This window comes from Pseudarthrobacter niigatensis (assembly GCF_030812615.1).
Classification (GTDB): domain Bacteria; phylum Actinomycetota; class Actinomycetes; order Actinomycetales; family Micrococcaceae; genus Arthrobacter; species Arthrobacter niigatensis.
Genome location: NZ_JAUSTB010000003.1, coordinates 133,328 through 157,690 on the forward strand (window position 1 = coordinate 133,328; position 24,363 = coordinate 157,690).

The 24,363-nt window shown below is 67.2% G+C and carries 19 protein-coding genes; 8 read left to right on the top strand and 11 right to left on the bottom strand.

Annotation, left to right across the window (positions count from 1 at the left end):
• Window positions 1–2: 2 nt before the first annotated feature.
• The 8 genes from J2T23_RS05850 to J2T23_RS05885 all read right to left on the bottom strand — a co-directional run bounded on the left by J2T23_RS05850 (window position 3) and on the right by J2T23_RS05885 (window position 9,541).
• Window positions 3–1,412: an aldehyde dehydrogenase family protein gene (locus tag J2T23_RS05850; protein WP_307357978.1), complete on the bottom strand. Its 1,410-nt coding sequence runs from the start codon at window positions 1,410–1,412 to the stop codon at window positions 3–5.
• Between the two features lie 244 nt (window positions 1,413–1,656).
• Window positions 1,657–3,159 carry an NAD-dependent succinate-semialdehyde dehydrogenase gene (locus J2T23_RS05855; RefSeq protein WP_307357981.1) on the bottom strand — a complete coding sequence of 501 codons (1,503 nt, stop codon included), beginning with the start codon at window positions 3,157–3,159 and terminating at the stop codon, window positions 1,657–1,659.
• A 23-nt stretch (window positions 3,160–3,182) separates the two neighbouring features.
• Window positions 3,183–3,986 carry an HpcH/HpaI aldolase family protein gene (locus tag J2T23_RS05860; protein WP_307357985.1) on the bottom strand — a complete coding sequence of 268 codons (804 nt, stop codon included), beginning with the start codon at window positions 3,984–3,986 and terminating at the stop codon, window positions 3,183–3,185.
• A complete protein-coding gene (gene hpaH, locus J2T23_RS05865; protein WP_141159101.1) occupies window positions 3,971–4,756 on the bottom strand; it encodes a 2-oxo-hept-4-ene-1,7-dioate hydratase in 786 nt (261 codons plus the stop codon). Before hpaH ends, J2T23_RS05860 begins: the two co-directional genes overlap by 16 nt.
• Before the next feature lie 2 nt (window positions 4,757–4,758).
• Entirely contained in the window at window positions 4,759–5,838 is a 1,080-nt protein-coding gene (gene hpaD, locus J2T23_RS05870) for a 3,4-dihydroxyphenylacetate 2,3-dioxygenase (protein WP_307357989.1), read from the bottom strand.
• Window positions 5,839–5,893: 55 nt separating this feature from the next.
• Window positions 5,894–7,405, bottom strand: a complete 1,512-nt coding sequence (gene hpaE, locus J2T23_RS05875) for a 5-carboxymethyl-2-hydroxymuconate semialdehyde dehydrogenase (RefSeq protein ID WP_307357992.1) — start codon at window positions 7,403–7,405, stop codon at window positions 5,894–5,896.
• An 11-nt stretch (window positions 7,406–7,416) separates the two neighbouring features.
• Complete coding sequence (locus tag J2T23_RS05880; RefSeq protein ID WP_141159104.1) at window positions 7,417–8,082, bottom strand: GntR family transcriptional regulator; 666 nt, start codon at window positions 8,080–8,082, stop codon at window positions 7,417–7,419.
• Window positions 8,075–9,541 (bottom strand): fumarylacetoacetate hydrolase family protein, encoded by a 1,467-nt coding sequence (locus tag J2T23_RS05885; RefSeq protein WP_307358432.1) that lies wholly within the window; start codon window positions 9,539–9,541, stop codon window positions 8,075–8,077. The genes J2T23_RS05880 and J2T23_RS05885 overlap by 8 nt, the downstream gene beginning before the upstream one ends.
• 227 nt (window positions 9,542–9,768) lie before the next feature.
• Between J2T23_RS05885 and J2T23_RS05890 the strand changes: the two genes are divergently transcribed.
• On the top strand, window positions 9,769–11,691 hold the full coding sequence (locus tag J2T23_RS05890; protein WP_307357995.1) for an FAD-binding monooxygenase: 1,923 nt from the start codon (window positions 9,769–9,771) through the stop codon (window positions 11,689–11,691).
• On the opposite strand, the gene J2T23_RS05895 is transcribed toward J2T23_RS05890, so the two are convergent.
• From J2T23_RS05895 to J2T23_RS05905, 3 genes are all read right to left on the bottom strand, one after another.
• Window positions 11,664–12,518 carry a prephenate dehydratase gene (locus tag J2T23_RS05895; protein WP_307357997.1) on the bottom strand — a complete coding sequence of 285 codons (855 nt, stop codon included), beginning with the start codon at window positions 12,516–12,518 and terminating at the stop codon, window positions 11,664–11,666. The two genes, J2T23_RS05890 and J2T23_RS05895, sit on opposite strands and share 28 nt — an antisense overlap.
• A 37-nt stretch (window positions 12,519–12,555) precedes the next feature.
• Entirely contained in the window at window positions 12,556–14,469 is a 1,914-nt protein-coding gene (locus tag J2T23_RS05900; RefSeq protein ID WP_307358000.1) for an amylosucrase, read from the bottom strand.
• Window positions 14,470–14,569: 100 nt separating this feature from the next.
• Window positions 14,570–15,238, bottom strand: coding sequence for a GntR family transcriptional regulator (locus J2T23_RS05905; RefSeq protein ID WP_307358003.1), 669 nt, complete (start codon window positions 15,236–15,238; stop codon window positions 14,570–14,572).
• Window positions 15,239–15,363: 125 nt separating this feature from the next.
• On the opposite strand from J2T23_RS05905, the gene glyA reads away from it, so the two are divergent.
• From glyA to purU, 7 genes are read left to right on the top strand one after another with little or no spacing between them, the layout of a single operon-like run.
• Complete coding sequence (glyA, locus tag J2T23_RS05910) at window positions 15,364–16,704, top strand: serine hydroxymethyltransferase (RefSeq protein WP_141159109.1); 1,341 nt, start codon at window positions 15,364–15,366, stop codon at window positions 16,702–16,704.
• Window positions 16,701–17,921 carry a sarcosine oxidase subunit beta family protein gene (locus J2T23_RS05915; RefSeq protein WP_141159110.1) on the top strand — a complete coding sequence of 407 codons (1,221 nt, stop codon included), beginning with the start codon at window positions 16,701–16,703 and terminating at the stop codon, window positions 17,919–17,921. The genes glyA and J2T23_RS05915 overlap by 4 nt, the downstream gene beginning before the upstream one ends.
• 29 nt (window positions 17,922–17,950) lie before the next feature.
• Window positions 17,951–18,355 carry a sarcosine oxidase subunit delta gene (locus J2T23_RS05920; protein ID WP_307358008.1) on the top strand — a complete coding sequence of 135 codons (405 nt, stop codon included), beginning with the start codon at window positions 17,951–17,953 and terminating at the stop codon, window positions 18,353–18,355.
• A complete protein-coding gene (locus J2T23_RS05925; protein WP_307358010.1) occupies window positions 18,352–21,294 on the top strand; it encodes a sarcosine oxidase subunit alpha family protein in 2,943 nt (980 codons plus the stop codon). Before J2T23_RS05920 ends, J2T23_RS05925 begins: the two co-directional genes overlap by 4 nt.
• A complete protein-coding gene (locus J2T23_RS05930; RefSeq protein ID WP_307358014.1) occupies window positions 21,287–21,937 on the top strand; it encodes a sarcosine oxidase subunit gamma in 651 nt (216 codons plus the stop codon). Before J2T23_RS05925 ends, J2T23_RS05930 begins: the two co-directional genes overlap by 8 nt.
• Window positions 21,937–23,352, top strand: coding sequence for an L-serine ammonia-lyase (locus tag J2T23_RS05935; protein ID WP_307358018.1), 1,416 nt, complete (start codon window positions 21,937–21,939; stop codon window positions 23,350–23,352). The genes J2T23_RS05930 and J2T23_RS05935 overlap by 1 nt, the downstream gene beginning before the upstream one ends.
• A gap of 3 nt (window positions 23,353–23,355) precedes the next feature.
• On the top strand, window positions 23,356–24,252 hold the full coding sequence (gene purU / locus J2T23_RS05940) for a formyltetrahydrofolate deformylase (protein WP_141159115.1): 897 nt from the start codon (window positions 23,356–23,358) through the stop codon (window positions 24,250–24,252).
• The last annotated feature ends 111 nt before the right edge of the window (window positions 24,253–24,363 follow it).

Below are 24,363 nucleotides of genomic sequence, written 5' to 3' on the forward strand. Positions count from 1 at the left end.
CCCTAACCGTTGATGACCTGCGGGACGCCGAGGGCCTTGAGGCCTTCGACGCCGAACTCCACCCCGTAGCCGGACTGTTTCGCGCCGCCGAACGGGATGCGGGGGTCCACGGCGCCGTGCCGGTTGATCCACACGGTGCCGGCCTGGATGCGGGCTGCGACGTCGCGGGCGGCCTTCAGGTCCGCGGACCAGACGGAGGCGCCCAGTCCGACGTCGAGCCCGTTTGCCATCTCCACCGCTTCGTCGATGGTGCTGTAGCGGATGATCGGCAGGGCCGGGCCGAACTGTTCCTCGGCCACCAGCGGGTTGTCGTTGGCGATGTCCGCCACCAGGGTGGTGGGGTAGAAGTAGCCGGGCTGGCTGGTGTCCGGGTTGCCACCGAGCAGGACGCGTGCTCCGGAAGCCCTTGCTGCCTCCACGAGGTTCGCCACGACGTCGTACTGGGCTTTGTTCTGCAGCGGGCCCAGGACGTTGTTCTCGTCCAGGCCGTTGCCCATGGGCATGGCTTTGGCCACGGCGGTGAGTTCTTCGCAGACGGCATCGTAAATGTCGTCGTGGACGTAGAGGCGCTTGAGCGCGGCGCAGGTCTGTCCGGTATTCAGGAACGCGCCCCAGAAGATGTCCTGGGCGATGGCCTTGGGGTCGGCATCGGGCAGGACGATGCCGGCGTCGTTGCCGCCCAGTTCCAGGGTGAGCCGCTTGACGGTGTCCGCGGAGGACTTGATGATGGTGCGGCCGGTGGCGGTGGAGCCGGTGAACATGACCTTGCCGATCGCCGGGTGTCCGGCCAGCCGGGCGCCTACGTCGCGGCCGCCGGAGACCACGGTCAGGAGGCCTTCCGGGAGTTCCTCATTAATGACCTTGACCAGCGCCAGGACGGAAAGCGGCGTGTACTCGGAGGGCTTTACCACCACGGCGTTGCCCATCCGCAGGGCCGGGGCGAGCTGCCAGACGGCGATCATCATGGGCCAGTTCCAGGGACCGATGGCGCCGACGACGCCGATGGGCCGGTAGTGCAGTTCGGCGCGGGTTTCGCCGTCGTCCACGATGGTTTCCGGTTCCAGCGGCAGGCCGGCGGTGGCGCGGAGCCACGCGACGCAGGCGCCGACTTCGAAGCGGGCGTTGGGGCCGTTGAGGGGTTTGCCCTGCTCGCGGGAGAGCAAGCGGGCGAGTTCCTCGGCGGAGCGTTCGACGGCGTCGGCTGCTTTGAGGAGCGCGGCGGACCGGGCGTCGTGGCCCAGGGCAGCCCACGCGGGCTGGGCGGCGGCGGCGGCGGACACGGCACTTTCCAGGTAGTCGAGTTCGTGGATGGGGGCTTCGCCCACAGCTTCGCCGGTGGCCGGGTCAAAGATGGTCCGGCCGGAGCCGGCGGCGGGGGCAACGGACGCGAGAAGCGCATCATAGGTTTCCAAGGGATACTCCACTTCGAGTAGGCAAGGACGCCAGCCGGTCGGCGTAGCGGGTTACTCACAGTGTGGTTGGCAACCCGGTCGAGGCTCTTGTCTTTGTGCGCAGAGCGCTTGTTCGGTAGCGAACGCAATGTCACGCCCAGCACGCTTTTGCGCACCGGACGGTGTCGGGACCCCGTGTTTCCGGGGTCCCGACGCCGAAGGTGGGCTTGAAGGGTGCCGTGCGTGACGCCGTCGTACCCGGCGGTTATCCGGCGTAGGGGTCTGCGATGCCGATGTATTGGGTGGTGGTGTATTCGGCGATGCCTTCGGAGCCGCCTTCGCGGCCGAGGCCGGATTGTTTGACGCCGCCGAAGGGTGCTGCGGCGTTGGAGATGACGCCGGCGTTGAACCCGACCATGCCGAATTCGATCTGCTCGGCCACACGAAGGAGGCGGTTGAAATCCTTGCTGTAGAGGTAGGACGCGAGCCCGTACTCACTGGCGTTGGCGAGTGTGATGGCTTCTTCGTCAGTGGTGAAGGTGGTGATGGGGGCGACGGGTCCGAAGATTTCCTGGCCCAGGATCGCAGCGTCGTTGGGGACGTTGGCCAGGACGGTGGGCTGGTAGAAGTAGCCGGGCCCGTCCACGGGGGCGCCGCCGGTGACGGCCACGGCTCCGGCGTCGACTGCCGCTGATACCAGGGCGTGGACGTCGTCGCGGGCGCCGCCGTCGATGAGCGGCCCGACCTGTGTGCCGGGGTGGGTGCCGCGGCCGGTGGTCAGGGCGCCCATGGCGGTGGCGAACTTGCGGGTGAATTCCTGGGCGACGGTTTCGTGGACGAGGAAGCGGTTGGCTGCGGTGCAGGCTTCGCCCATGTTCCGCATCTTCGCCGCCATGGCCCCTTCGACGGCGGCGTCGAGGTCGGCGTCCTCGAAGACGATGAAGGGGGCGTTGCCGCCGAGTTCCATGGAGGTCCGCAGCACGTTCTGCGTGGCGTCGGCCATGAGCCGTTTCCCGACCGGGGTAGAGCCGGTGAAGGAGACCTTCCGGAGGCGGGAGTCCTTCAGCAGCGGCCCGGAAACCCCTGAGGCGGAGGAGGACGCGACGACGTTGAGGACCCCGGGCGGGAGGCCGGCGTCGAGCATGGTCTGCGCGAAGTACTGGGCCGTGAGAGGGGTCAGCTTCGCAGGCTTCAACACCATGGTGCAGCCGGCGGCCACTGCCGGGGCGACTTTGCGGGTGGCCATGGCCAGGGGGAAGTTCCAGGGGGTGATGAGCAGGCAGGGGCCGACGGGTTTGTGCTGGACCAGGATCTTGTTCTTGCCCTCGGGGGTGGTGAGGTAGCGGCCGTAGTCCCGGACGGTTTCTTCGGAGAACCAGCGGAGGAACTCCGCCCCGTAGGTGACCTCGCCGCGGGCCTCGGCCAGGGGTTTGCCCATTTCGAGGGTCATCAGCAGGGCGAAGTCCTCGACCCGTTCGGTGACCAGGTCAAAGGCGCGGCGCAGGATCCCGGACCGTACCCGCGGCGCGGTCCGCGCCCAGGACGCCTGGGCAGCATCGGCTGAATCCAGCGCAGCAATAGCGTCGTCGCTGGTGGCTGAGGCGAGGGTGGCGAGTACCTCCCCGGTGGCGGGGTCGTTCACATCGAACGTGCCGCCGTCGGACGCCTCGCGCCACTGACCGTTGATGAGCAGGCCGGTAGGGACGGAAGCCAGGAGCGAGGCTTCATGCTCCGGCGAGAAGGCAGGGGAGATCGCAGAAAGTGTCATCAGAAGTCCTTTGGAAGGGAAAGTCAGTAACTGGCGGGGGTGCCGCCGTCGGCAGGTTTGATGTACTTGGCGGCGAGGGCTTCGGAGCCGCGGGCGAGGAGGGCGACGTCGGCCCCAACCAGGATGAAGTCGGCACCGTTCGCGAGGTAGTGCGTGGCGGTGTCCGGGTTGAAGGCGTTCACCCCGGCGGGCTTTCCGGCCGCCCTCGCGGCGGACAGGCAGTGGTCGACGGCGGCACGCACCTCCGGGTGTTCCTGCTGTCCCAGCAGGCCCATGGAGGCGGCGAGGTCTGATGGGCCGATGAACACCGCGTCGACGCCGTCGACCTTGAGGATGTCCTCGACAGCCTCGACGGCGGCGGTGGATTCGATCTGGACGGTGACGCTGATGGTCTCGTTGGCGCGGGCCAGGTAGTCGGGGACCCGGTTCCAGCGGGCGGCGCGGGCCAGGGCGGACCCCACCCCGCGGACTCCCTGCGGCGGGTAGCGGGTGGCCGCCACCGCGGCTTCCGCCTCTGCCACCGAGTTGACCATGGGGACCAGCAGGTTCTGCACGCCAAGGTCCAGGTACTGCTTGATCATTACGGTGTCCTTCACGGGCGGCCGGACCAGGGTGTGGACCGGGTAGCCGTTGACGGCCTGGAGCTGGGCCAGGATGGATTCGAGCCCGTTGGGGCTGTGCTCGGCATCCACCAGGAGCCAGTCCAGGCCGGACCCGGCGCACAGTTCCGCGACCAGCGGGCTGCCGGAACACACCCACATACCTGCCAGCGGGCGGTCCGCCTGGGCCAACGCGGACCGGAAGGTGTCCTCTACTCGAAACGGCATGTCACGCTCCCCAGGGGTCCGTAGTCGGCGTGGACGGTATCGCCCTTGTAGACCCACATGGGCCGGGTAAAGGACCCGGCCAGGATGATGTCCCCGGCCTTCAGGGCGTCGCCGTGGGCGGCGATCTTGTTGGCCAGCCAGTGGACCCCATTGGCGGGATGGTCCAGGACGCCGGCCGCCACGCCGGTTTCCTCCACGGTCTGGTTCTTGTACAGGATGGCGGAGACCCAACGAAGGTCCACAGTGTCCGGCTTCACCGGGTTGCCGCCGATCACCATGGCACCCATCGCGGCGTTGTCCGAGATGGTGTCCACGATGGTCCGGCCCTCCATCTCAATCCGGGAATCCAGGATCTCGAGGGCCGGAACCACGTAGTCGGTGGCCTTCAGGACATCGAAAATGGTCACGCCCGGGCCTTTGAGTCCATCCTTTAATACGAACGCCAGCTCCACCTCCACCCGCGGATGGGTGTACTTGTCCCACTCCACGGAGCAGCCGGTCTCCAGCACCATGTCATCGAAGATGGCGCCGTAGTCAGGTTCGGTGATGCCGGTGGCGGCCTGCATCGCCTTGGACGTGAGGCCGATCTTGCGCCCCACCAGCGTCCGGCCGGCGTCCTCGTTGCGGCGGCGCCACAGCTGCTGCACGGCGTAGGAGTCCTCCACCGTCATCTCCGGATAGCGGGCCGTCAGGCGGGGAACAGGGGTGCGGGTCCGGCCGGCTTCCACCAGCTCGTCCGCGATGGCCTCAATCGTCTTTGGCTCCAGCATGGTCAGACCTGGACTCCCAGCTTGAAGCCCTCAGCGGCTTCGCCTTCGGGCTTGCGGGTGTAGGAGAAGCCGTCGGCGCCCACGGTCACGGCCATCTCGGACTTTTCCTCGCGGACGATGACCGGCTGGGGGTTGCCGTCCAGGTCCAGGACCAGGGAGGCTTCGGTGTACCAGGACGGGACCACGGGGTTGCCCCACCAGTCGCGGCGCTGGTTGTCGTGGACGTCCCAGGTGATGGTGGGGTTGTCCGGGTCGCCGGTGTAGTAGTCCTGGGTGTAGATCTCGATGCGGTGGCCGTCCGGGTCCAGGATGTAGAGGTAGAAGGCGTTGGAGACGCCGTGCCGGCCGGGGCCGCGTTCGATCCGGTCGCTGATGCGCAGGGCGCCCATCTTGTCGCAGATCTGGATGATGTTGTGCTTCTCGTGCGTGGCGAACGCGACGTGGTGCATGCGGGGGCCGTTGCCGCCGGTCAGGGCGGTGTCATGGACGGTCTGCTTGCGGTGCATCCAGGCGGCGTAGGTGACGCCGTCGGCATCCTTGATGTCCTCGGAGACGCGGAAGCCCAGGTCCTCCAGGTACTTGCGGCCCTTGGGGACATCCGGGGTGACCTGGTTGAAGTGGTCCAGCCGGACCAGTTCACCGGCGGAGTAGAGGTCGTAGCGCTGGGTGAGCCGCTCCACGTGCTCCACGTCGTAGAAGAACTCGTACGGGAAGCCCAGCGGGTCCTCCACACGGACGGAGTCGCCCACGCCCTTCGTGAAGCCGTCCTTGCGGCGCTCCACCCGGCAGCCGAGCTCCTTGTAGTAGGCCTCCGCGGCGTCCACCTCGGCGGGGGACTTCACGCGGTAGGCGAAGGCCGCGACGGCGGCGACCGGGCCCTTGCGCAGCACCAGGTTGTGGTGGATGAACTCCTCCAGGGAGCGCAGGTAGATGTTGTTCTCGTCCTCCTCGGTGACGTGCAGGCCCAGGACGTCGACGTAGAACTCGCGGGACCTGGCGAGGTCGGTGACCACGATCTCCATGTAGGCGCAGCGGACGATGTCCGGAGCCGGGACGGTGGGGGTGGGGACGAAGTTGGTCATTGGAGTCTCTCTTCTTTGAAAGGGGGCGTGGAAAGTACGACGGCGGCCGGCTGGCTTAGGCGCCGAATTTGGGGGTGTGGACGGTGCCGAGGGTGATGTGCACGGCTTGCTGGTCGGTGTAGAAGTCGATGGAGCGGTAGCCGCCTTCGTGGCCCAGGCCCGAGGCCTTGACGCCGCCGAACGGCGTGCGCAGGTCGCGGACGTTGTGGCTGTTCAGCCACACCATGCCGGCCTCGACGTTCTGCGAGAAGTTGTGGGCGCGGGTCAGGTTCTGGGTCCAGATGTAGGCAGCCAGGCCGTACTTGGTGTTGTTCGCCAGGGCGAGGGCTTCGTCGTCGTTCTCGAACGGGGTGATGGCCACGACCGGTCCGAAGATCTCCTCCTGGAAGATCCGGGCGTCGGGGGCGACGTCGGCAAACACGGTGGGTGCGATGTAGTTGCCTTCCGGCAGGTGGTCGGGGCGGCCGCCGCCGGCGAGGAGCCGGCCTTCGGACTTGCCGATCTCCACGTAGGAGGCCACCTTTTCGTAGTGCTCCGGGTGTACCAGGGCGCCCACCTGGGTCTTGGGGTCGTGCGGATCGCCCACCACGATGTTCTTGGCCCGGGCGGCGTACTTTTCACAGAATTCGTCGTAGATGGCGCGTTCCACGAGGATGCGCGAGCCGGCGGTGCAGCGCTCGCCGTTGAGGGAGAAGACGCCGAAGAGGGCGGAGTCAATGGCGGCGTCCAGGTCGGCGTCGGCGAAGACGACGCAGGGGGACTTGCCGCCGAGCTCCATGGAGAGGCCCTTGAGGTTGGTGGCGGCGTTCCGGAAGATCGTCTGGCCGGTGGTGGTCTCCCCGGTGAAGGAGATCAGCGGGACGTCCGGGTGCTTGACCAGGGCGTCGCCTGCTTCCTCGCCCAGGCCGTTGACCAGGTTGAAGACGCCATCGGGCAGGCCGGCGTCCTTGAAGATGGTGGCCCACAGGGAGGCGGAGAGCGGGGTGAACTCGGCCGGCTTCAGGACCACGGTGTTGCCGGTGGCCAGGGCCGGGGCCAGCTTCCAGGATTCGAGCATGAACGGGGTGTTCCACGGGGTGATCAGGCCGGCCACGCCGATCGGCTTCCGGTTCACGTAGTTGATCTGGGAGCCGGGGACCTTCATGGCGTCGTCGAACTGGGCCACGATGAGGTCAGCGAAAAAGCGGAAGTTCTCGGCGGCGCGGAGGGCCTGGCCCTTGGCCTGGGTAATCGGCAGGCCGGTATCGAAGGTTTCGAGTTCCGCGAGGCGGGCTTCCTGGGCTTCGACGGCGTCGGCGATCCTGTTCAGGACTCGGGCACGCTCGCGCGGCTTCATCTTCGGCCAGGGACCGTTCACGAACGCTTCGCGGGCTGCGGCGACGGCGAGGTCGATGTCTTCTTTCTGGCCGGCGGCGGCGGTGGCGTAGTTCCGGTTGGAGACCGGGTCCAGGACGTCGAAGGTCTTGCCGCCCACGGAGTCAACGAACTGGCCGTTGATGTAGTGCTGGATGTGAGTGGGCAGGTCCTCAGGGACGTAGTGCTTGGCGGTTTCTACTGAGGTCGTCATCGTTGAAGTCCTTACTGGTGCTTGGCTTGGGCGAGATATGCGTCAAGGGTGGCGGCCCGGTGCTGGCGGGCGGCTTTTTCGATCTGCTCTGCGTCGGCTCCGGTTTCAATGAGCTTCAGCAGGTTTTCGTGCTCGTCCACGGAGTCGCGGGCGCGGCCCGGGACGAAGCGGAACGTGGAGGACCGGAGTGCGGCGAGCCTGTTCCAGCCGCGGTGCACCAGGTCCAGGATGTGCGGGTTGGGGCAGTGCTCGAACAGGACGCTGTGGAAGTCCTGGTTGAGCTGCGTGAACCGGACCGGGTCGAAGTGGTCCAGGCATGCGCGCATCTCCTCGTTCACGGCGCGGGCCCGGGCCACGGCCGCGGGATCGATCAGCGGGGCGGACAGCGCGGTGGCTGCGCCCTCCACGATGCTGAGGGTCTGCATCGTGTACAGGTACTCGGTGGGGTCAATCCCCGCGACGGTGGCGCCCACGTTGCGTTCGAACGTCACCAGGCCCTCTGCTTCGAGCCGGCGGATGGCTTCGCGGACCGGGACCACGCTGAACCCCAGGTCCTTGGCGATGGAGCCAAGGACCAGCCGGTAGCCGGGAGTGTAGGCGCCTTCCACGATCCGGGCCTTGACGGCCTGGTAGGCCTGCTCGGACTTGCTGCCGGCAACCATGGTGGCCTCACTCATTGTTGCCTGCCCATTCCTTGTACCGTGCCTGCCATTCGGAGTTCATGGGGTAGAGGCCGTCAACGCTGTAGCCCTGCTTGACCATCTCGAAGATGAAGGTCTCTTCCTTTTCCTGCTGGATGCAGTCCGCCACCAGTTCTTCGGCGATGGCCGGGGGGATCACCAGGATGCCGTCGGAATCGGCCACGATGATGTCGCCGGGCTGCACGGTGGCACCGCCGCAGGCAATGGTGATGTCCGTGTCCCACGGGATGTGGCGGCGCCCCAGCACCGCGGGATGCGGGTTGGCGAAGTAGGTGGGCATCTCCAGGCCGGCCACGGCGGAGTAGTCGCGGACGCCACCGTCGGTGATGATGGCCGCGGCGCCGCGGACCTGGGCCCGGAGGGCCAGGATGTCGCCCACGGTGCCGGTTCCTTTTTCACCGCGGGCTTCCATCACCAGGATTTCGCCCTCGTTGACGGAGTCGATGGCCTTCTTCTGGGCGTTGAAGCCGCCGCCGTGCGTTTTGAACAGGTCCTCGCGGTTGGGAACGTAACGGAGGGTGCGGGCCACGCCCACCACCCGGCGGTCCGGGCGGGTGGCCTGCAGCCCGTCGATGCTGACGTTGTTCAGGCCGCGCTTGCGCATCTGGGAGGACAGTGTGGCGGTGGCGACGGACTCGAGCTTGGCTTTCAGTTCCGGGGTGAGGACGGGTTCGACGGCGGCGAGGCCCGCTGCTTCACGGGACCCGTAGGCTTCCTCCCGCTGCAGGTCATCGACCTTGGGTTGGGCACCAAAGTCCGCGAACGCCGTCGTTCCCTGCTCCACGGTGGTGGCCAGGCGTCCGGTGGTGAGGCTGCCATCAAGCGTGCCCACCTCGACTTCCAGGACGTCGCCGGGTGCGGCAACGGAGGCGCCGGCGGGGGTACCGGTGAGGATGATGTCGCCCTCCTCGAGGGTGAGGAGCTGGGAGAGGTCCGCGATGAGCCGGGCGAACGGGAAGAGCAGGTCTTCGGTGGTGTCGTCCTGGACCAGGTCCCCGTTGTGCCAGGTGCGGATGCGCAGTTTGGAAGGGTCGACGGCGTCTGCCGGGATCAGTGCCGGGCCCACCGGGGTGAACCCGTCGCCGCCCTTGGACCGGAGGTTGGAGCCCTTGTCCGCGTAGCGGAGGTCGTAGACGCCGAGATCGTTGCTGGCGGTGACGGCTGCGACGTGGCTCCAGGCGTCCTCGATCGAAACGCGGCGGGCGGCTTTGCCGATCACCAGGGCGATCTCGCCCTCGTAGCCGAGCAGTTCGCAGCCGGCGGGCCGCTCCACGGGGCTTCCGCCCAGTGCCAGCGAGCTGGAAGGCTTGAGGAAATAGGACGGCTGGGCCGGGGTGCGGCCCCGCTGTGCGGCCCGGCTGGGGTAGTTGATGTGCACTGCGACCACCTTGCGTGCTGCCGCCAGGGTGTCGCCGTTGACCTGCTCCAAAGCCATCTCCTCATCAGGTACGAAATCGTATACGATCACTATTACCCATCCCGAGCTAGTCGTCAACCCCCGGTTTTCCGGGCTTTTGGCGGCCGGACCGACGGTACTTGTCGCCCGGATCACATCGAGCGTACAGTTGAAACCAAGTTTCTAGTTTTCGATTATCGAACCTTGTGTTCTCATATGGAACACAGTCCCAGCGATAGCCATCCACAACGAAGTGAGGAAAGCCCGTGCAGTTCCACCACCACGGATACGTATCCGGTGACCCGCGAGTCCAGCCGGCGGCCGGCGTCGGCCTTAACCGCCCCGAGGAACTTCCCGACGAAGTGGACGTCCTCATCGTGGGTACCGGACCTGCCGGCATGCTCGCCGCGGCCCAGCTGTCCATGTTCCCCAGCGTGACCACCCGCATCATCGAACGCCGTCCCGGCAGGCTCGCCATCGGGCAGGCTGACGGCATCCAGGCGCGCAGCGTGGAGACGTTCCAGGCCTTCGGCTTCGCGGAGCGGATCATCGCCGAGGCGTACCGCATCACCGAAATGGCCTTCTGGAAGCCGGATCCCGCCAACCATGCGAACATCATCCGGACCGCCCGGGCCGTGGATGACGAGATGGGCATCAGTGAGTTCCCGCACCTGATCGTCAACCAGGCCCGCGTGCTCGACTACTTCGCCGAGTACATGGCCAACGCTCCCACCCGGATGAAGCCTGACTACGGCTATGACTTCCAGGGACTGACGGTGACCGGTGAAGGCAATTACCCGGTAACGGTGACGCTCCGGCACACATCAGGCCCAGATGAAGGCCATGACCGTGTTGTCCGCGCGAAGTACGTCGTGGGAGCGGACGGTGCGCGCAGCAAGGTGCGCCAGGCCATCGGCTGCACGCTCGCCGGTGACCAGGCCAACCATGCCTGGGGCGTCATGGACGTGCTTGCCGTCACCGACTTCCCGGACATCAGGACCAAGTGCGCCATCCAGGGTGCCGAAGGCAGCATCCTGCTGATCCCGCGCGAAGGCGGCCACCTGTTCCGCATGTACGTGGACCTGGGCGAAGTGGACCCCGCCAGCCAGCACTCGGTCCGCGAGACCACCATCGAGCAGATCATCGCCAAGGCCAACGCGATCCTCCACCCCTACACGCTGGACGTCCGGAACGTGGCATGGCACAGCGTGTACGAGGTGGGCCACCGGCTTACGGACAGGTTCGACGACGTCCTGCCGGCCGAGCGCGGCACGCGCACCCCGCGGGTGTTCATCACCGGCGATGCCTGCCACACCCACAGCGCCAAAGCCGGCCAGGGCATGAACGTGTCCATGCAGGACGGCTTCAACATCGCCTGGAAGCTGGGCCACGTGCTCGAAGGCCGCAGCCCCGAGAGCCTGCTCACCACGTATTCCGAGGAACGGCAGGTGGTGGCCAAGAACCTCATCGACTTCGACAAGGAATGGTCCACCATGATGGCCAAGAAGCCGGAGGAGTTCGAGCACCCATCCGATCTTGAGGACTTCTACGTGCAGACCGCCGAATTCCCGGCCGGCTTCATGACGCAGTACACGCCGTCCCTGATCGTTGGCACCCCTGACCATCAGGACCTGGCCACCGGGTTCCCGGTGGGCAAGCGCTTCAAGTCGGCCCCCGTGGTCCGGGTGGGGGACACCAACCCCCTCCACCTGGGCCACCACGCCACCGCTGACGGCCGCTGGCGGATCTACGTCTTCGCCGATCCCGCCCTGCCGAGCACCAGCTCGGCAACGGACAGGCTGGCGGACTGGTTCGCGAAATCGCCGGAGTCCCCGCTGGCCGCGACGCCCGCCGGCGCCGACCCTGACGCGTGGTTCGACCTGAAGGTCATCTACCAGCAGCCGCACACCGCCGTCGACATCAATGCCGTGCCCGCCGTGTTCAAGCCGCTGGTGGGGCCCTTCAAGCTGACCGACTACGAGAAGGTGTATGCCACCGATCCGAAGGCTGACATCTTCGACCTTCGCGGCGTGGACCGTTCCGGAGCTGTGGTGGTGGTCCGTCCGGACCAGTACGTGGCCAACGTGCTGCCGTTGACGGCAACCACGGAACTCGGCGCGTTCTTCGCGCCCGTGTTGAAGGCCGCCCCCGCGGCGCCGCGTCAGGCGGTGTCGGCTGCGGCCCGGTAGTCGGCCGCGGCGTACACGCCGAGGATCCGTACCTCGGTGGTGAAGAAGTCCAGTTCCTCGAGGGCCAGCTTCAGCGGCAGGTCCTCGGGGTGGCCTTCGACGTCGGCCATGAACATGGTGGCGGCGAACTCGTTGCCCACCATGTAGCTTTCCAGGCGGGTCATGTTCACGCCGTTGGTGGCGAACCCGCCGAGTGCCTTGTACAGGGCGGACGGGACGTTGCGGACGCGGAACACGAAGCTGGTGACGGCCGGACCGGGAAGTTCGTCCTTGGCCGGAAGCGTCTTTTCGCGGGCCAGGACCACGAAGCGGGTGGTGTTGGAGGGGTCGTCCTCCACCCGGGAGGCCAGGACCTCAAGTCCGTAGATCTGGGCTGCCAGCGGCGGCGCGAGCGAGAGTTTGCGGGGATCGTTCCACTCCGCCACTTCCCGGGCGGACCCGGCGGTGTCGCCGGCGATGACGGGCTTGAGGCCATGGTCGCGGATCAGCTTCCGGCACTGGCCCAGGGCGTGGATGTGGCTGTGCACCTCGGTGGCGCCTTCGATGGTGCTGCCCGGGATGCCCAGCAGGTCGAAGTGGATGGGCAGGAAGTACTCGCCCACGATCTGAAGGCTGGACTGCGGCAGCAGGATGTGGATATCAGCCACCCGCCCGGCGATCGAGTTCTCGATGGGGATCATGGCGAGCTCCGCCTCGCCGCTTGCCACCAGCTCAAAGGCATCCTCGAAGCTGGCGCACGGCACGCTCTCCATGTCCGGGAACATTTGCTGACACGCGATGTTGGAGTTGGCGCCGGGCTCACCCTGGTACGCAATCTTGGAGGCCATGATCCGTATGGTTTCACGCCCCGGCGCCAGCTCCCAATTACTGCGGCGTAACGCGCAGCCAGAGGTACTGCCGGGGCAGGAGGGTGACGCCGTCATCCAACTGCAGGGCTGCTTCGGAGAGAAGGTCGACGGCGGCAGGGGAGAACCCGCTGAACGTTTCCGCCGGGAGGGTCTTGGCGGAGTCGCTGAAGTTGGCCAGGACCAGGATGACGGGGCCGCCCTCCGTCGCGCCCGGCCGCTGGTAGCCGAGCACTGCGCGGTTATTGGTGCCGAAATCGATCAGCGTGGTCCCGGCCAGTCCGGGGGTGCTGGTCCGGACCTCGATCATCCGCTTCAGCCCGGCGTACACCGCGCCTTCCGGTGTGGCCGGGTCCAGGCGGCGGGCGTACTGCTCCGCGGGAAAATGCGGCCGGTGCACCCACCGGCTGTCCTCCTCGTGGCCAGGTTCCGAGGCGTAGGCGTAGTCGTTGACCTGCCCCACCTCGTCGCCCAGGTACAGCAGCGGGACGCCGCCGGTGCTGAAGGGCACCGAATGGGCCAGGAGGATCCGTTCCACGGCCTCGGCCGGGTCAACCTCCATCCCGCACAGGGACGCCGTCGTGCCTGAAATCCTGCAGTCGCCGGTCTTGGGGTTGTCCTGGAAGGGGACGCCGCGGGCAAAGCTGCCGGGAAACCGGTTGACGTAGAAGGAGTTCAGGAAGCGCCGGTGGTCGAAGCCGTTGATGCCCAGTTCGGCCGCGTCCTCGTCCGCGAAGGTCCAGCCGATGTCGTCATGGCTGCGGACGTAGTTCACCCACGCGGTGCCGGCCGGGATGTTGTGCCGCCGGTGCAGTGCCTGGGCCAGGAGCGAGGCATCCCGCGTGGCCAGGGATTCCCAGATGAGCGCCATCTGCAGCGGGTTGTAGGAAAGCTGGCATTCCTTGCGGTCGATGTAGAGGGCCACCTCGTCCGGGTGCACGATCGCCTCGGACTTGAACAGCAGCGACGGCGCCGCCAGCCGGCACACCGCGTTGAAGGCCCGGAGCAGCGTGTGCGCCTGCGGGAGGTTCTCGCAGGGGGTGCCCAGCTGCTTCCAGATGAATGCCACCGCATCCATCCGCAGGATGTCCACGCCCTGGTTGGCGAGGAACAGCATCTCGGCAGCCATGGCCCGGAAGACCTCCGGGTTGGAGTAGTTCAGGTCCCATTGGTAGGTGTGGAACGTGGCCCAGACCCAGCGGCCATCATCAATCCGGATAAAGGATCCGGGGTGGTTTTCCGGGAAGATCTCGCGCACGTTCGCTTCGAAGGCGTCCGGCATGGTCCGGTCCGGGAAGATCCAGTAGTAGCCGCTGTATTCCGGATCGCCCGCGGCCGCCTTGCGGGCCCACTCGTGCTCGTCCGACGTGTGGTTGAAGATGAAGTCCACCACCAGGCTGATGCCGTTGTCCCTCAGTTCCGCTGCCAGGGAGCGCAGCTGCTCCATGGTGCCCAGCTTCGGGTTCACCTCACGGTAGCTGGAGACCGCATACCCCCCATCCGAGTGTGGTTCCGGCGCCAGGAAGAGCGGCATGAGGTGCAGGTAGGTGAGGCCAAGCTCCCTGAAGTACGGGATGCGCTTCCGGACCCCTTCCAGGCTTTCGGCATAGCGGTCCACGTAGCAGACGCCGCCCAGCATCCGGTTGGACTGGAACCAGTCCGGGTTTTCCTCCCGCCCGGCGTCCAGGACCTTCAGCTCCGCCGGCCGTTCCTGCCAGGACCGGGCGCTCTGCACCACCAGCGCAGCGAGCTGGTCCAGCCAGTCCGTCCGGTCACCGTACAGGGAATGGAAAAGGCTGCGGAGGGTGGGGAAGTGCCCATAGAAGCGGCGGTCGAAATCAGGGTCGGGGCGCAGCCCCCTGCTGCTCTCCGCCGCCAGCACCGCCAGGACATGCCGCCGGGCTTCTTCGTCCTCGTTGACCAATCCCTGCATGTCCGCCTGTCCCTCCCGAACTTCCCGCCGGAACATTCGGCGGCGCTTGTACGGAAGTATTCCACGTCACATGCGGGCGGCGCCTGTTGGCGCGGGCTGCCTAAAGCACGTTGCGGATGGCCTGCTCGAAACTGGTGACATGCTCCAGGGCGAGCTTGCCGGCCCGGTCCGCGTCGCCGTCGGCCACTGCCTCCAGCAGTTCAACGTGCTCGGCAATGTGGGACGCGACGGACGGTACTTTTTCCAGCACCATGCACCAGATGCGCGTGGCCAGGTTGTCGTAGCGGATCAGGACGTCCTCGAGGTGCGCATTGGCGGCGGCCCGGTAGATCAGCCGGTGGACCTTGATGTCGTACCGCATGAGGTCGTAGGCATCGTCGTCATCGCCCATGGTGGAAATCGCTGCCGCGGTTTCGCGGATTTCCGTCCGCAGTGCCGGCGTTGCCAGCTTGGCGGCGCGGCGGGCGGCCAGAGGTTCCAAGGACTCGCGCAGCTCTGAGACGTCTGCCAGTTCGGTGATGTCGACGATGGTGGCGAACGTTCCGCGGCGGGGATAGGACACCACCAGGTGGTCGCTTTCCAGCCGCTTGAGGGCTTCCCGGACCGGCGTGCGGCCGATCCCCAGTTCGGCGGCCAGCTTGCCGTCGTTGATCGCCTCGCCCGGCCTGATGTCCAGCATGATGAGCCGGTCCCGGAGGTGCCGGTAGGCCTGTTCGGAGAGTGAGAGGTCCCCGTCGCCGGCCAGGTGGTTCTCTAATGTGACGCTCATTTCGAGCCTTCCCAGGAGTGCTATTGACGTCCAAGTGATCTGGAACATACTATTACGACAGTTCTAATATATCAGTTACAGATCAGTTATAGGTCAGTAACTCCGAAGGGCTCAGAAGGAGAACAATGCAGGACGTACTGAACGCCTCGCTCGCCACGGTCGACGCCGACGTCGCCGCCGCTGTGGCACAGGAACTGCACCGCCAGCAGTCCACCCTGGAAATGATTGCGTCGGAGAACTTTGCTCCGACCGCCGTGATGGAAGCCCAGGGCTCGGTGCTCACCAACAAGTACGCCGAGGGATACCCGGGCAAGCGCTACTACGGCGGCTGCGAGCACGTGGACGTCATCGAACAGCTCGCCATTGACCGCGTGAAGGCACTGTTCGGTGCCGAGTTCGCCAACGTGCAGCCGCACTCCGGCGCCCAGGCCAACGCCGCCGCCATGTTCGCCCTGCTGAACCCGGGCGACACCATCCTGGGCCTCTCCCTGGCCCACGGCGGACACCTCACCCACGGCATGAAGATCAACTTCTCCGGCAAGCTCTACAACGTGGTTCCCTACCACGTCCGCGAGGAAGACCTTCGGATCGATATGGCCGAGGTGGAAGCGCTGGCCCTGGAACACAAGCCCAAGCTGATCGTTGCCGGCTGGTCCGCGTACTCCCGCCAGCTGGACTTCGCCGAGTTCCGCCGCATCGCGGACCTCGTGGGCGCGTACCTGATGGTGGACATGGCCCACTTCGCCGGCCTGGTAGCCGCCGGGCTGCACCCCAACCCCGTCCCGTACGCGGATGTGGTCACCACCACCACCCACAAGACCCTGGGCGGCCCCCGCGGCGGCGTCATCCTGGCCAAGGAAGAGTACGCCAAGAAGATCAACTCCGCCGTCTTCCCGGGCCAGCAGGGTGGCCCGCTGGAGCACGTTGTCGCCGCCAAGGCCGTGGCCTTCAAGCTCGCAGCAGCCCCCGAATTCAAGGAACGGCAGGAGCGCGTACTGGAAGGCGCCAGGCTGCTGGCCGACCGCCTCCTCCAGGAAGACGTCGCAGCCGCGGGCATTTCGGTTGTCAACGGCGGCACCGACGTCCACCTGGTCCTGGTGGACCTCCGCAACTCCGAACTGGATGGCCAGCAGGGTGAGGACGCGCTCCACCAGATCGGCATCACGGTCAACCGCAACGCCGTCCCCTTCGACCCCCGCCCGCCGATGGTTTCCTCCGGCCTCCGGATCGGCACCCCCGCCCTGGCCGCCCGCGGCTTCGGGGCCGCCGAATTCACCGAGGTTGCGGACATCATCGCCACGGCTCTGATCGCCTCCGCCGGCACGGGCACCCTCCCGGGGGACACCGCCGTCGGACTCCGCGCACGCGTGACCGCCCTGGCCGAAAAGTTCCCCCTCTACCCGCACCTCTCCGCCGACGCCAACCTGGCCGGCATCGAGGCAGACCTGATTGGAGCCGCACAGTGAGCGCCCCGCACCTTCCTGAGCACCCGGACTTCCTCTGGCGGAACCCGGAACCCAAGTCCTCCTACGACGCCGTGATCGTCGGCGGCGGCGGCCACGGCCTGGCCACCGCCTACTTCCTGGCCAAGAATCACGGCATGACCAACATCGCCGTCCTGGAAAAGGGCTGGCTGGCCGGTGGCAACATGGCGCGGAACACCACCATCATCCGCTCCAACTACCTCTGGGACGAGAGCGCCGCCATCTACGAGCACGCCCTCAAGCTCTGGGAAATCCTGCCCGAGGAACTCGAGTACGACTTCCTGTTCAGCCAGCGCGGCGTGATGAACCTGGCCCACACCCTGGGCGACGTGCGGGAAAGCATCCGTCGCGTCGGCGCCAACAAGCTCAACGGCGTGGACGCGGAATGGCTGGACCCGCAGCAGGTCAAGGAACTCTGCCCCATCCTGAACATCCGCGACAACATCCGGTACCCCGTCATGGGCGCCACCTACCAGCCCCGCGCCGGCATCGCCAAGCACGACCACGTGGCCTGGGCCTTCGCCCGCAAGTGCGACGAAATGGGCGTGGACATCATCCAGAACTGCGAGGTGACCGGCTTCCTGAAGGACGGCAACCGCGTCGTGGGCGTCAAGACCAACCGCGGCACCATCAACACCGAAAAGGTGGGCCTGGCCGCCGCCGGCCACAGCTCCGTCCTGGCCGAAATGGCCGGATTCCAGCTCCCCATCCAGTCCCACCCCCTGCAGGCACTGGTCTCGGAACTGCACGAGCCCGTCCACCCCACGGTGGTCATGTCCAACCACGTGCACGTCTATGTCTCCCAGGCGCACAAGGGCGAACTGGTCATGGGCGCCGGCGTGGACTCCTACAACGGCTACGGCCAGCGCGGCTCGTTCCACGTGATCGAGCAGCAAATGGCGGCCGCCGTCGAGCTCTTCCCCATCTTCGCCCGGGCCCACGTGCTCCGGACCTGGGGCGGGATCGTCGATACCACCCTGGACGCCTCACCGATCGTGGGCCTGACCCCCGTGGAGAACATGTTCGTGAACTGCGGCTGGGGTACCGGCGGGTTCAAGGGAACCCCTGCCGCGGGCATGACCTTCGCCCACACCATTGCCACCGGCGCCCCGCACCAGCTGAACAAGCCGTTCTCGCTGGAACGCTTCGAAACCGGCGCCCTCATCGACGAACACGGCGCTGCCGCCGTGGCCCACTAGCCGCCGCCACCAGAAAAGGACTAACGCACATGCTGCTGATCCCATGCCCCAACTGCGGCCCGCGGGACGAAACCGAATTCCACTACGGGGGACAGGCTCACGTTCCGTACCCCGAGAACCCCAACGAGCTGAGCGACACGGAGTGGTCCCGCTACCTCTTCTACCGGGAGAACCCCAAAGGCATCTTCGCCGAGCGCTGGGTCCACAGCACCGGCTGCCGCCAGTGGTTCAACATGCTCCGCGACACCGTGAGCTATGACATCAAAGCTGTCTACCCGATGGGGGCGAAGCGGCCCGACCGCTCCCCGGAAGGTGCACCCGAAACCGGGACCGCCAGCACCGGCCCTGACAGCACCACCACGGGAAGTGCGGCACCCAGCACCTCCGCCACGAGCATCCTCAGCACCACCGCCCCGGAAGGAGCGACCAAGTGACCTCCCAGAACGCCCGCCTGGCTACCGGCGGCCGCATCGACCGCACCATCTCCTGGCGCTTCACCGTGGACGGCGAAGAGTTCACCGGCCACCCCGGTGACACCCTTGCCTCCGCGCTGCTGGCCAACGGCCGCATCGCCGCCGGCAACTCCCTCTACGAGGACCGCCCCCGAGGCATCATGTCCGCCGGGGTGGAAGAGGCCAACGCCCTGGTCCGCGTGGAAGCCCGCTTCCCCGGCCACGTTGCCGAATCCATGCTTCCCGCCACCACCGTCTCCCTGGTGGACGGACTCCAGGCCACCCTGCTCAACGGGTTGGGCAAGCTGGACCCGGAGGACGACCGCGCCGAATACGACAAGAAGTACGTCCACACCGACGTCCTGGTGATCGGCGGCGGCCCCGCCGGGCTGGCCGCAGCCCGCGAGGCTGTCCGCACCGGCGCCAGGGTGATGCTCCTCGATGACCAGCCCGAACTCGGCGGCTCGCTGCTCTCCGGTTCCACGGTTCCCGGCCATGCCGAAACCATCGAGGGAAAGCCGGCCCTGGAATGGGTGGCCGACGTCGAAGCCGAACTGGTTTCCGGCGCCGAATCCACGGTCCTGAACCGCACTACCGCGTTCGGCGCCTACGACGCCAACTACGTCATCGCCGTCCAGAACCGCACCGACCACCTCAGCAGCCCCGCAGCTGCAGGTGTGTCCCGCCAGCGTATTTGGCACATCCGTGCCAGCCAGGTGGTGGTCGCCCCGGGCGCCCACGAACGTCCGCTGGTGTTCGAGAACAACGACCGCCCCGGCATCATGCTCGCCTCCGCCGTGCGCAGCTACCTGAACCGTTACGGCGTGGCCGCCGGCCAGCGCGTGGTCATCAGCACCACCAATGACAGCGCCTACGCCACCGCCGCCGACCTCGCCGCCGCAGGCGTCAAGGTCGCCGCCGTGGTGGACGCCCGCCCGGCCCTCACTGCGGTGGCCAGCGCCGCCGTCGAATCCGGAATCCGGGTGCTCATCGGCAGCGCGGTGGCCAACACCTCCGCCGGCGCCGACGGCCGCCTGGACGGCGTGACCGTCCGCAGCATCAACGACGACGGCGAGCTCACCTCCGGCGTTGAGCAGATCGCAGCGGACCTGCTGGCTGTGTCCGGCGGCTGGAGCCCGCTGGTCCACCTGCACTCCCAGCGCCAGGGCAAGCTGCGCTGGGACGAAGAGCTGGCAGCCTTCGTGCCCAGCACCGAGGTCCCCGACCAGCAGACCATTGGTGCCGGCCGCGGCTCCTTCGCCACCGAAGACTGCGTTGCGGAGGGCATCTCCGCCGGCGCCAAGGCGGCCATCGCCGCCGGCTTCGAATCCGCCGTCGAGCCGTCCGTGTCCGGCGACCCGAAGGCCTCCGCCCCCACCCGCCAGCTGTGGCTGGTGCCGGGCGAGAGCGGCACTCCGGATGACTGGCACCACCACTTCGTGGACTTCCAGCGCGACCAGTCCGTGGCGGACGTCCTTCGCTCCACGGGCGCGGGCATGCGTTCGGTGGAACACATCAAGCGGTACACCTCCATCAGCACCGCCAACGACCAGGGCAAGACCTCCGGCGTCAACGCCATTGGCGTCATCGCCGCGGCGCTCCGCACTGCCGGCGAGGCCTCCCGCGGCATCGGCGACATCGGCACCACCACCTACCGCGCCCCCTTCACCCCGGTGGCCTTCGCCGCACTGGCCGGACGCCAGCGCGGGGAACTGTTCGACCCCGCCCGCGTCACGTCGATCCACCCCTGGCACGTGGCCAAGGGCGCGCTGTTCGAAGACGTCGGACAGTGGAAGCGGCCCTGGTACTACCCGCAGGCCGGGGAAGACATGGATGCCGCCGTGCTGCGCGAATGCGCCGCCGTCCGCGAATCCGTGGGCTTCATGGACGCCACCACCCTGGGCAAGATCGAAATCCGCGGCAAGGACGCGGGGGAGTTCCTGAACCGGATGTACACCAACGCGTTCAAGAAGCTCGCCCCGGGTTCGGCACGGTACGGCGTCATGTGCACCCCGGACGGCATGATTTTCGACGACGGCGTGACCCTCCGCGTCGACGACGAGACCTACTTCATGACCACCACCACCGGCGGTGCCGCCAAGGTACTGGACTGGCTGGAGGAATGGCTGCAGACCGAGTGGCCGGAGCTGGACGTGCAGTGCACCTCCGTGACGGAACAGTGGAGCACCATCGCCGTCGTCGGGCCCAAGTCCCGCGAGGTCATCGCCCGTGTGGCCCCTGAACTGGCTGCCAACGGCGGCCTGGACGCGGAAGCCTTCCCGTTCATGACCTTCCGCGAAACCACCCTCGCCTCCGGCGTGCGGGCCCGGATCTGCCGGATCTCGTTCTCCGGTGAACTCGCCTACGAGATCAACGTCCCCGCCTGGTACGGGCTGAACACGTGGGAAGCCGTTGCTGCTGCCGGGGCGGAGTTCAACATCACCCCCTACGGCACCGAAACCATGCACGTGCTGCGCGCCGAGAAGGGCTACCCGATCGTCGGGCAGGACACCGACGGCACCGTCACTCCGCAGGATGCCGGCATGGAATGGATCGTCTCCAAGGCGAAGGACTTCATCGGCAAGCGTTCCTACACCCGGTCGGACGCCCAGCGTGAGGACCGCAAGCACCTGGTCAGCGTCCTCCCCGTGGATGGCACGCTGCGGCTGCCCGAAGGCACCCAGCTCGTGGAGAAGGGACGTTCGACCAACCCTGCCTACGGTCCCGTGCCGATGGAAGGGTTCGTCACCTCCAGCTACCACAGCGCAGCGCTGGGCCGGTCGTTCGGACTGGCCCTGATCAAGAACGGACGCAACCGCATCGGCGAAACGCTGGTGGCAGCCGCCGGCGACCAGCTGGTGGACGTGGTTGTCGCAGAAACAGTGCTTTTTGACTCTGAAGGGACCCGTAAAGATGGCTGAAACAGCAGCATCCCCGACCTCCGCCAAGACCAACGCCGAGAAGAACCTCGCCGCCCGCGTCAGCCCGGCGCGTCAGCTGGCGGAAGAATTCGCGGCTGGCTCCCTGGCAGGAACCGTTGAAATCTCCGAGGTGCCCTTCCTGACAATGGTGGGCCTCCGGGCACTCGCAGGATCCGCCGCGGCGGAGCGCCTGGCCGGTGTGACCGGCGGCCTCCCCGCCGGCTCCGGTGCCGTAGCCGGCAGCGGCGACGTGTCCGTCCTGTGGCTCGGCCCCGCCGAGTTCCTGGTGGTTGCACCCACCGAGGCGCACGAATCCCTGGGCGGGGACCTCATCCCCGCGCTCCGGGACGCGCTGGGCGGCGACGCGGGCCAGGTGGTGGACCTGTCCGCCAACCGGACCACGTTCGAACTGACGGGCCCCCGGGCCCGTGCCGTCCTGGAAAAGGGCTGCTCGCTGGACCTCCACCCGCGGGTCTTCAAGGCCGGGACCGCCTTCTCCACGGAAATCGCGAACATCCCCGCCATCCTGTGGAAGACCGGTGACGAGTCCTTCCGGATCTTCCCCCGCGCTTCGTTCGCCGAGTTCCTGGGCCGGTGGCTGCTGGACGCCATGCGGGAGTACGCCTCGCCAGAGGTCCCCTGATGGCGCTCAGCGTCCTTGACCTCTTTTCCGTTGGCATCGGGCCCTCGTCATCACACACGGTGGGCCCGATGCGGGCGGCCAAGCTGTTCGCGGATGGACTGAAGGGTGACGGCCAGCTGGCCGCCACCGCCCGCGTCCAGACCGAACTGTTCGGGTCGCTCGGCGCCACCGGCCGCGGCCACGGCTCGGACAAGGCAGTGGTCCTGGGGCTGAAAGGCCTGGACCCGGAAACCGTGGACACTTCCACCGCCGACGACCAGGTGGCAGCCGCCGCGTTGGACGCCGAACTGCACATTGCCGGGGTGCACCGGGTGGACTTCAACTGGGAAGAGGACGTGGTGCTCCACCGGCGCAAGTCCCTTCCCGCGCACCCCAACGGCATGACCTTCCGGGCCCTGGACCACACGGGCGCCGTGCTGAGCGAGCGGAGCTTCTACTCGATCGGCGGCGGCTTCGTGGTGGACGGCGACGCCGAGGGTGCGGACAAGGTGGTGCCGGATGACACCGTGCTGCCGTACCCGTTCTCCACGGCGGACGAACTGCTGCAGATCTGCAGCCGTGAAGGCATGTCCATCTCCGAGGTCATGCTGGCCAACGAACTGACCTGGCGCAGCGAAGCGGAGCTCCGCGAACAGCTGCTGGGGCTGTGGGCCGTCATGCGTGAATGCGTGGAGAACGGCTGCAACGCCGAAGGCATCCTGCCCGGAGGCCTGAACGTCACCCGGCGGGCGCCCGCCTTGTTCCGCACCCTGACGGCCTCGGCCGCCTCCGCCGAAGCCGCGGCAGCGTCGCCGTCGCCCGTCCAGGCACCCGCGGATCCGCTGCTGGCGATGGAATGGGTGAACCTCTTCGCGCTGGCCGTGAACGAGGAGAACGCGGCCGGCGGCCGGATCGTCACCGCCCCCACCAACGGGGCCGCGGGCATTGTGCCGGCAGTCCTGCACTACTACGTGAAGTTTGTTCCAGGGGCCGACGACGATGGTGTGGTCCGCTTCCTGCTGGCGGCGGCCGCCGTCGGAATCCTGTTCAAACTGAACGCTTCCATCTCCGGCGCCGAAGTGGGCTGCCAGGGGGAGGTGGGCTCCGCCTGCTCGATGGCCGCGGCCGGGCTCTGCGAGGTGCTCGGTGGAACGCCGGCACAGGTGGAAAACGCCGCCGAGGTGGGCATCGAGCACAACCTGGGCCTGACCTGCGACCCCGTGGGCGGCCTGGTGCAGATCCCGTGCATTGAGCGGAATGCGATCGCCAGCGTGAAGGCGATCAACGCGGCCCGGCTGGCCCTGCACGGGGACGGCAGCCACAAGGTCTCGCTGGACAAGGCGATCAAGACCATGCGCGATACCGGAGCCGACATGAAAACCAAGTACAAGGAAACCTCCCGAGGAGGCCTCGCCGTGAATGTGATCGAGTGCTGAGCCATGACTGTTACTGAAACCCATATCCCCGCATCGAAGGCGCCCACCACCGTGGAACACGTCCTGACCCTGGACTGCCCGGAAGGGCCCGGCATTGTGCACGCCGTGTCCGGGTTCCTGCTGGAGCACGGCTGCGACATCATCGACAACAAGCAGTTCGGTGAGCGCTCCGAAGGCCACTTCTTCATGCGCGTGCACTTCGTCTCCGAAGGCGATGAGTCCACGCTGGAGAAGCTGCGGACCTCGTTCGCCCCGGTGGCGGAGAAGTTCGGCATGCGCTGGCAGCTGGAACGCCACGGGTCCAAGCGCAAGGTGCTGATCATGGTGTCCAAGTTTGGGCATTGCCTCAACGACCTGCTGTTCCGCGCCCGGGTCGGCGAACTTCCCGTTGAGGTGGTGGCCGTGGTGTCCAACCACCGGGACCACCAGGCACTGGTGGAGTGGCACGGCATCCCGTTCCACCACATCCCGGTCACGGCGGAGACCAAGCCCGCGGCCGAGGCTGCGCTCATGGAACTGGTGGACGGGCTCGACGTCGAACTCGTGGTGCTGGCCCGCTACATGCAGGTGCTCAGCGACGACCTGACCCGAAAGCTGGACGGCCGGGCCATCAACATCCACCACTCGTTCCTGCCCAGCTTCAAGGGTGCCAAGCCGTACCACCAGGCGTACGCGCGGGGCGTCAAGACCGTCGGCGCCACCGCGCACTATGTCAACGCTGAGCTGGACGAGGGACCCATCATCGCCCAGCAGGTGGTGGAGGTGGACCACACTTACGGGCCCGAAGACCTGGTGGCCGCCGGCCGCGATACGGAGTGCAAGGCCCTCTCCAACGCGGTGAAATGGCACTGCGAGGGCAGGGTCCTGCTGCAGGGAAACCGCACCGTGGTGCTGCGGTAGGCCTACTCAACTGAATACTGTCAGCGCGGCTGGCTGCCCTTTCCGGGCGGCCGGCCGCGCTTTGTCATGCCCGGCTGACTCTCCCCATGTTTAAGCGCGCCCGACGGCGTG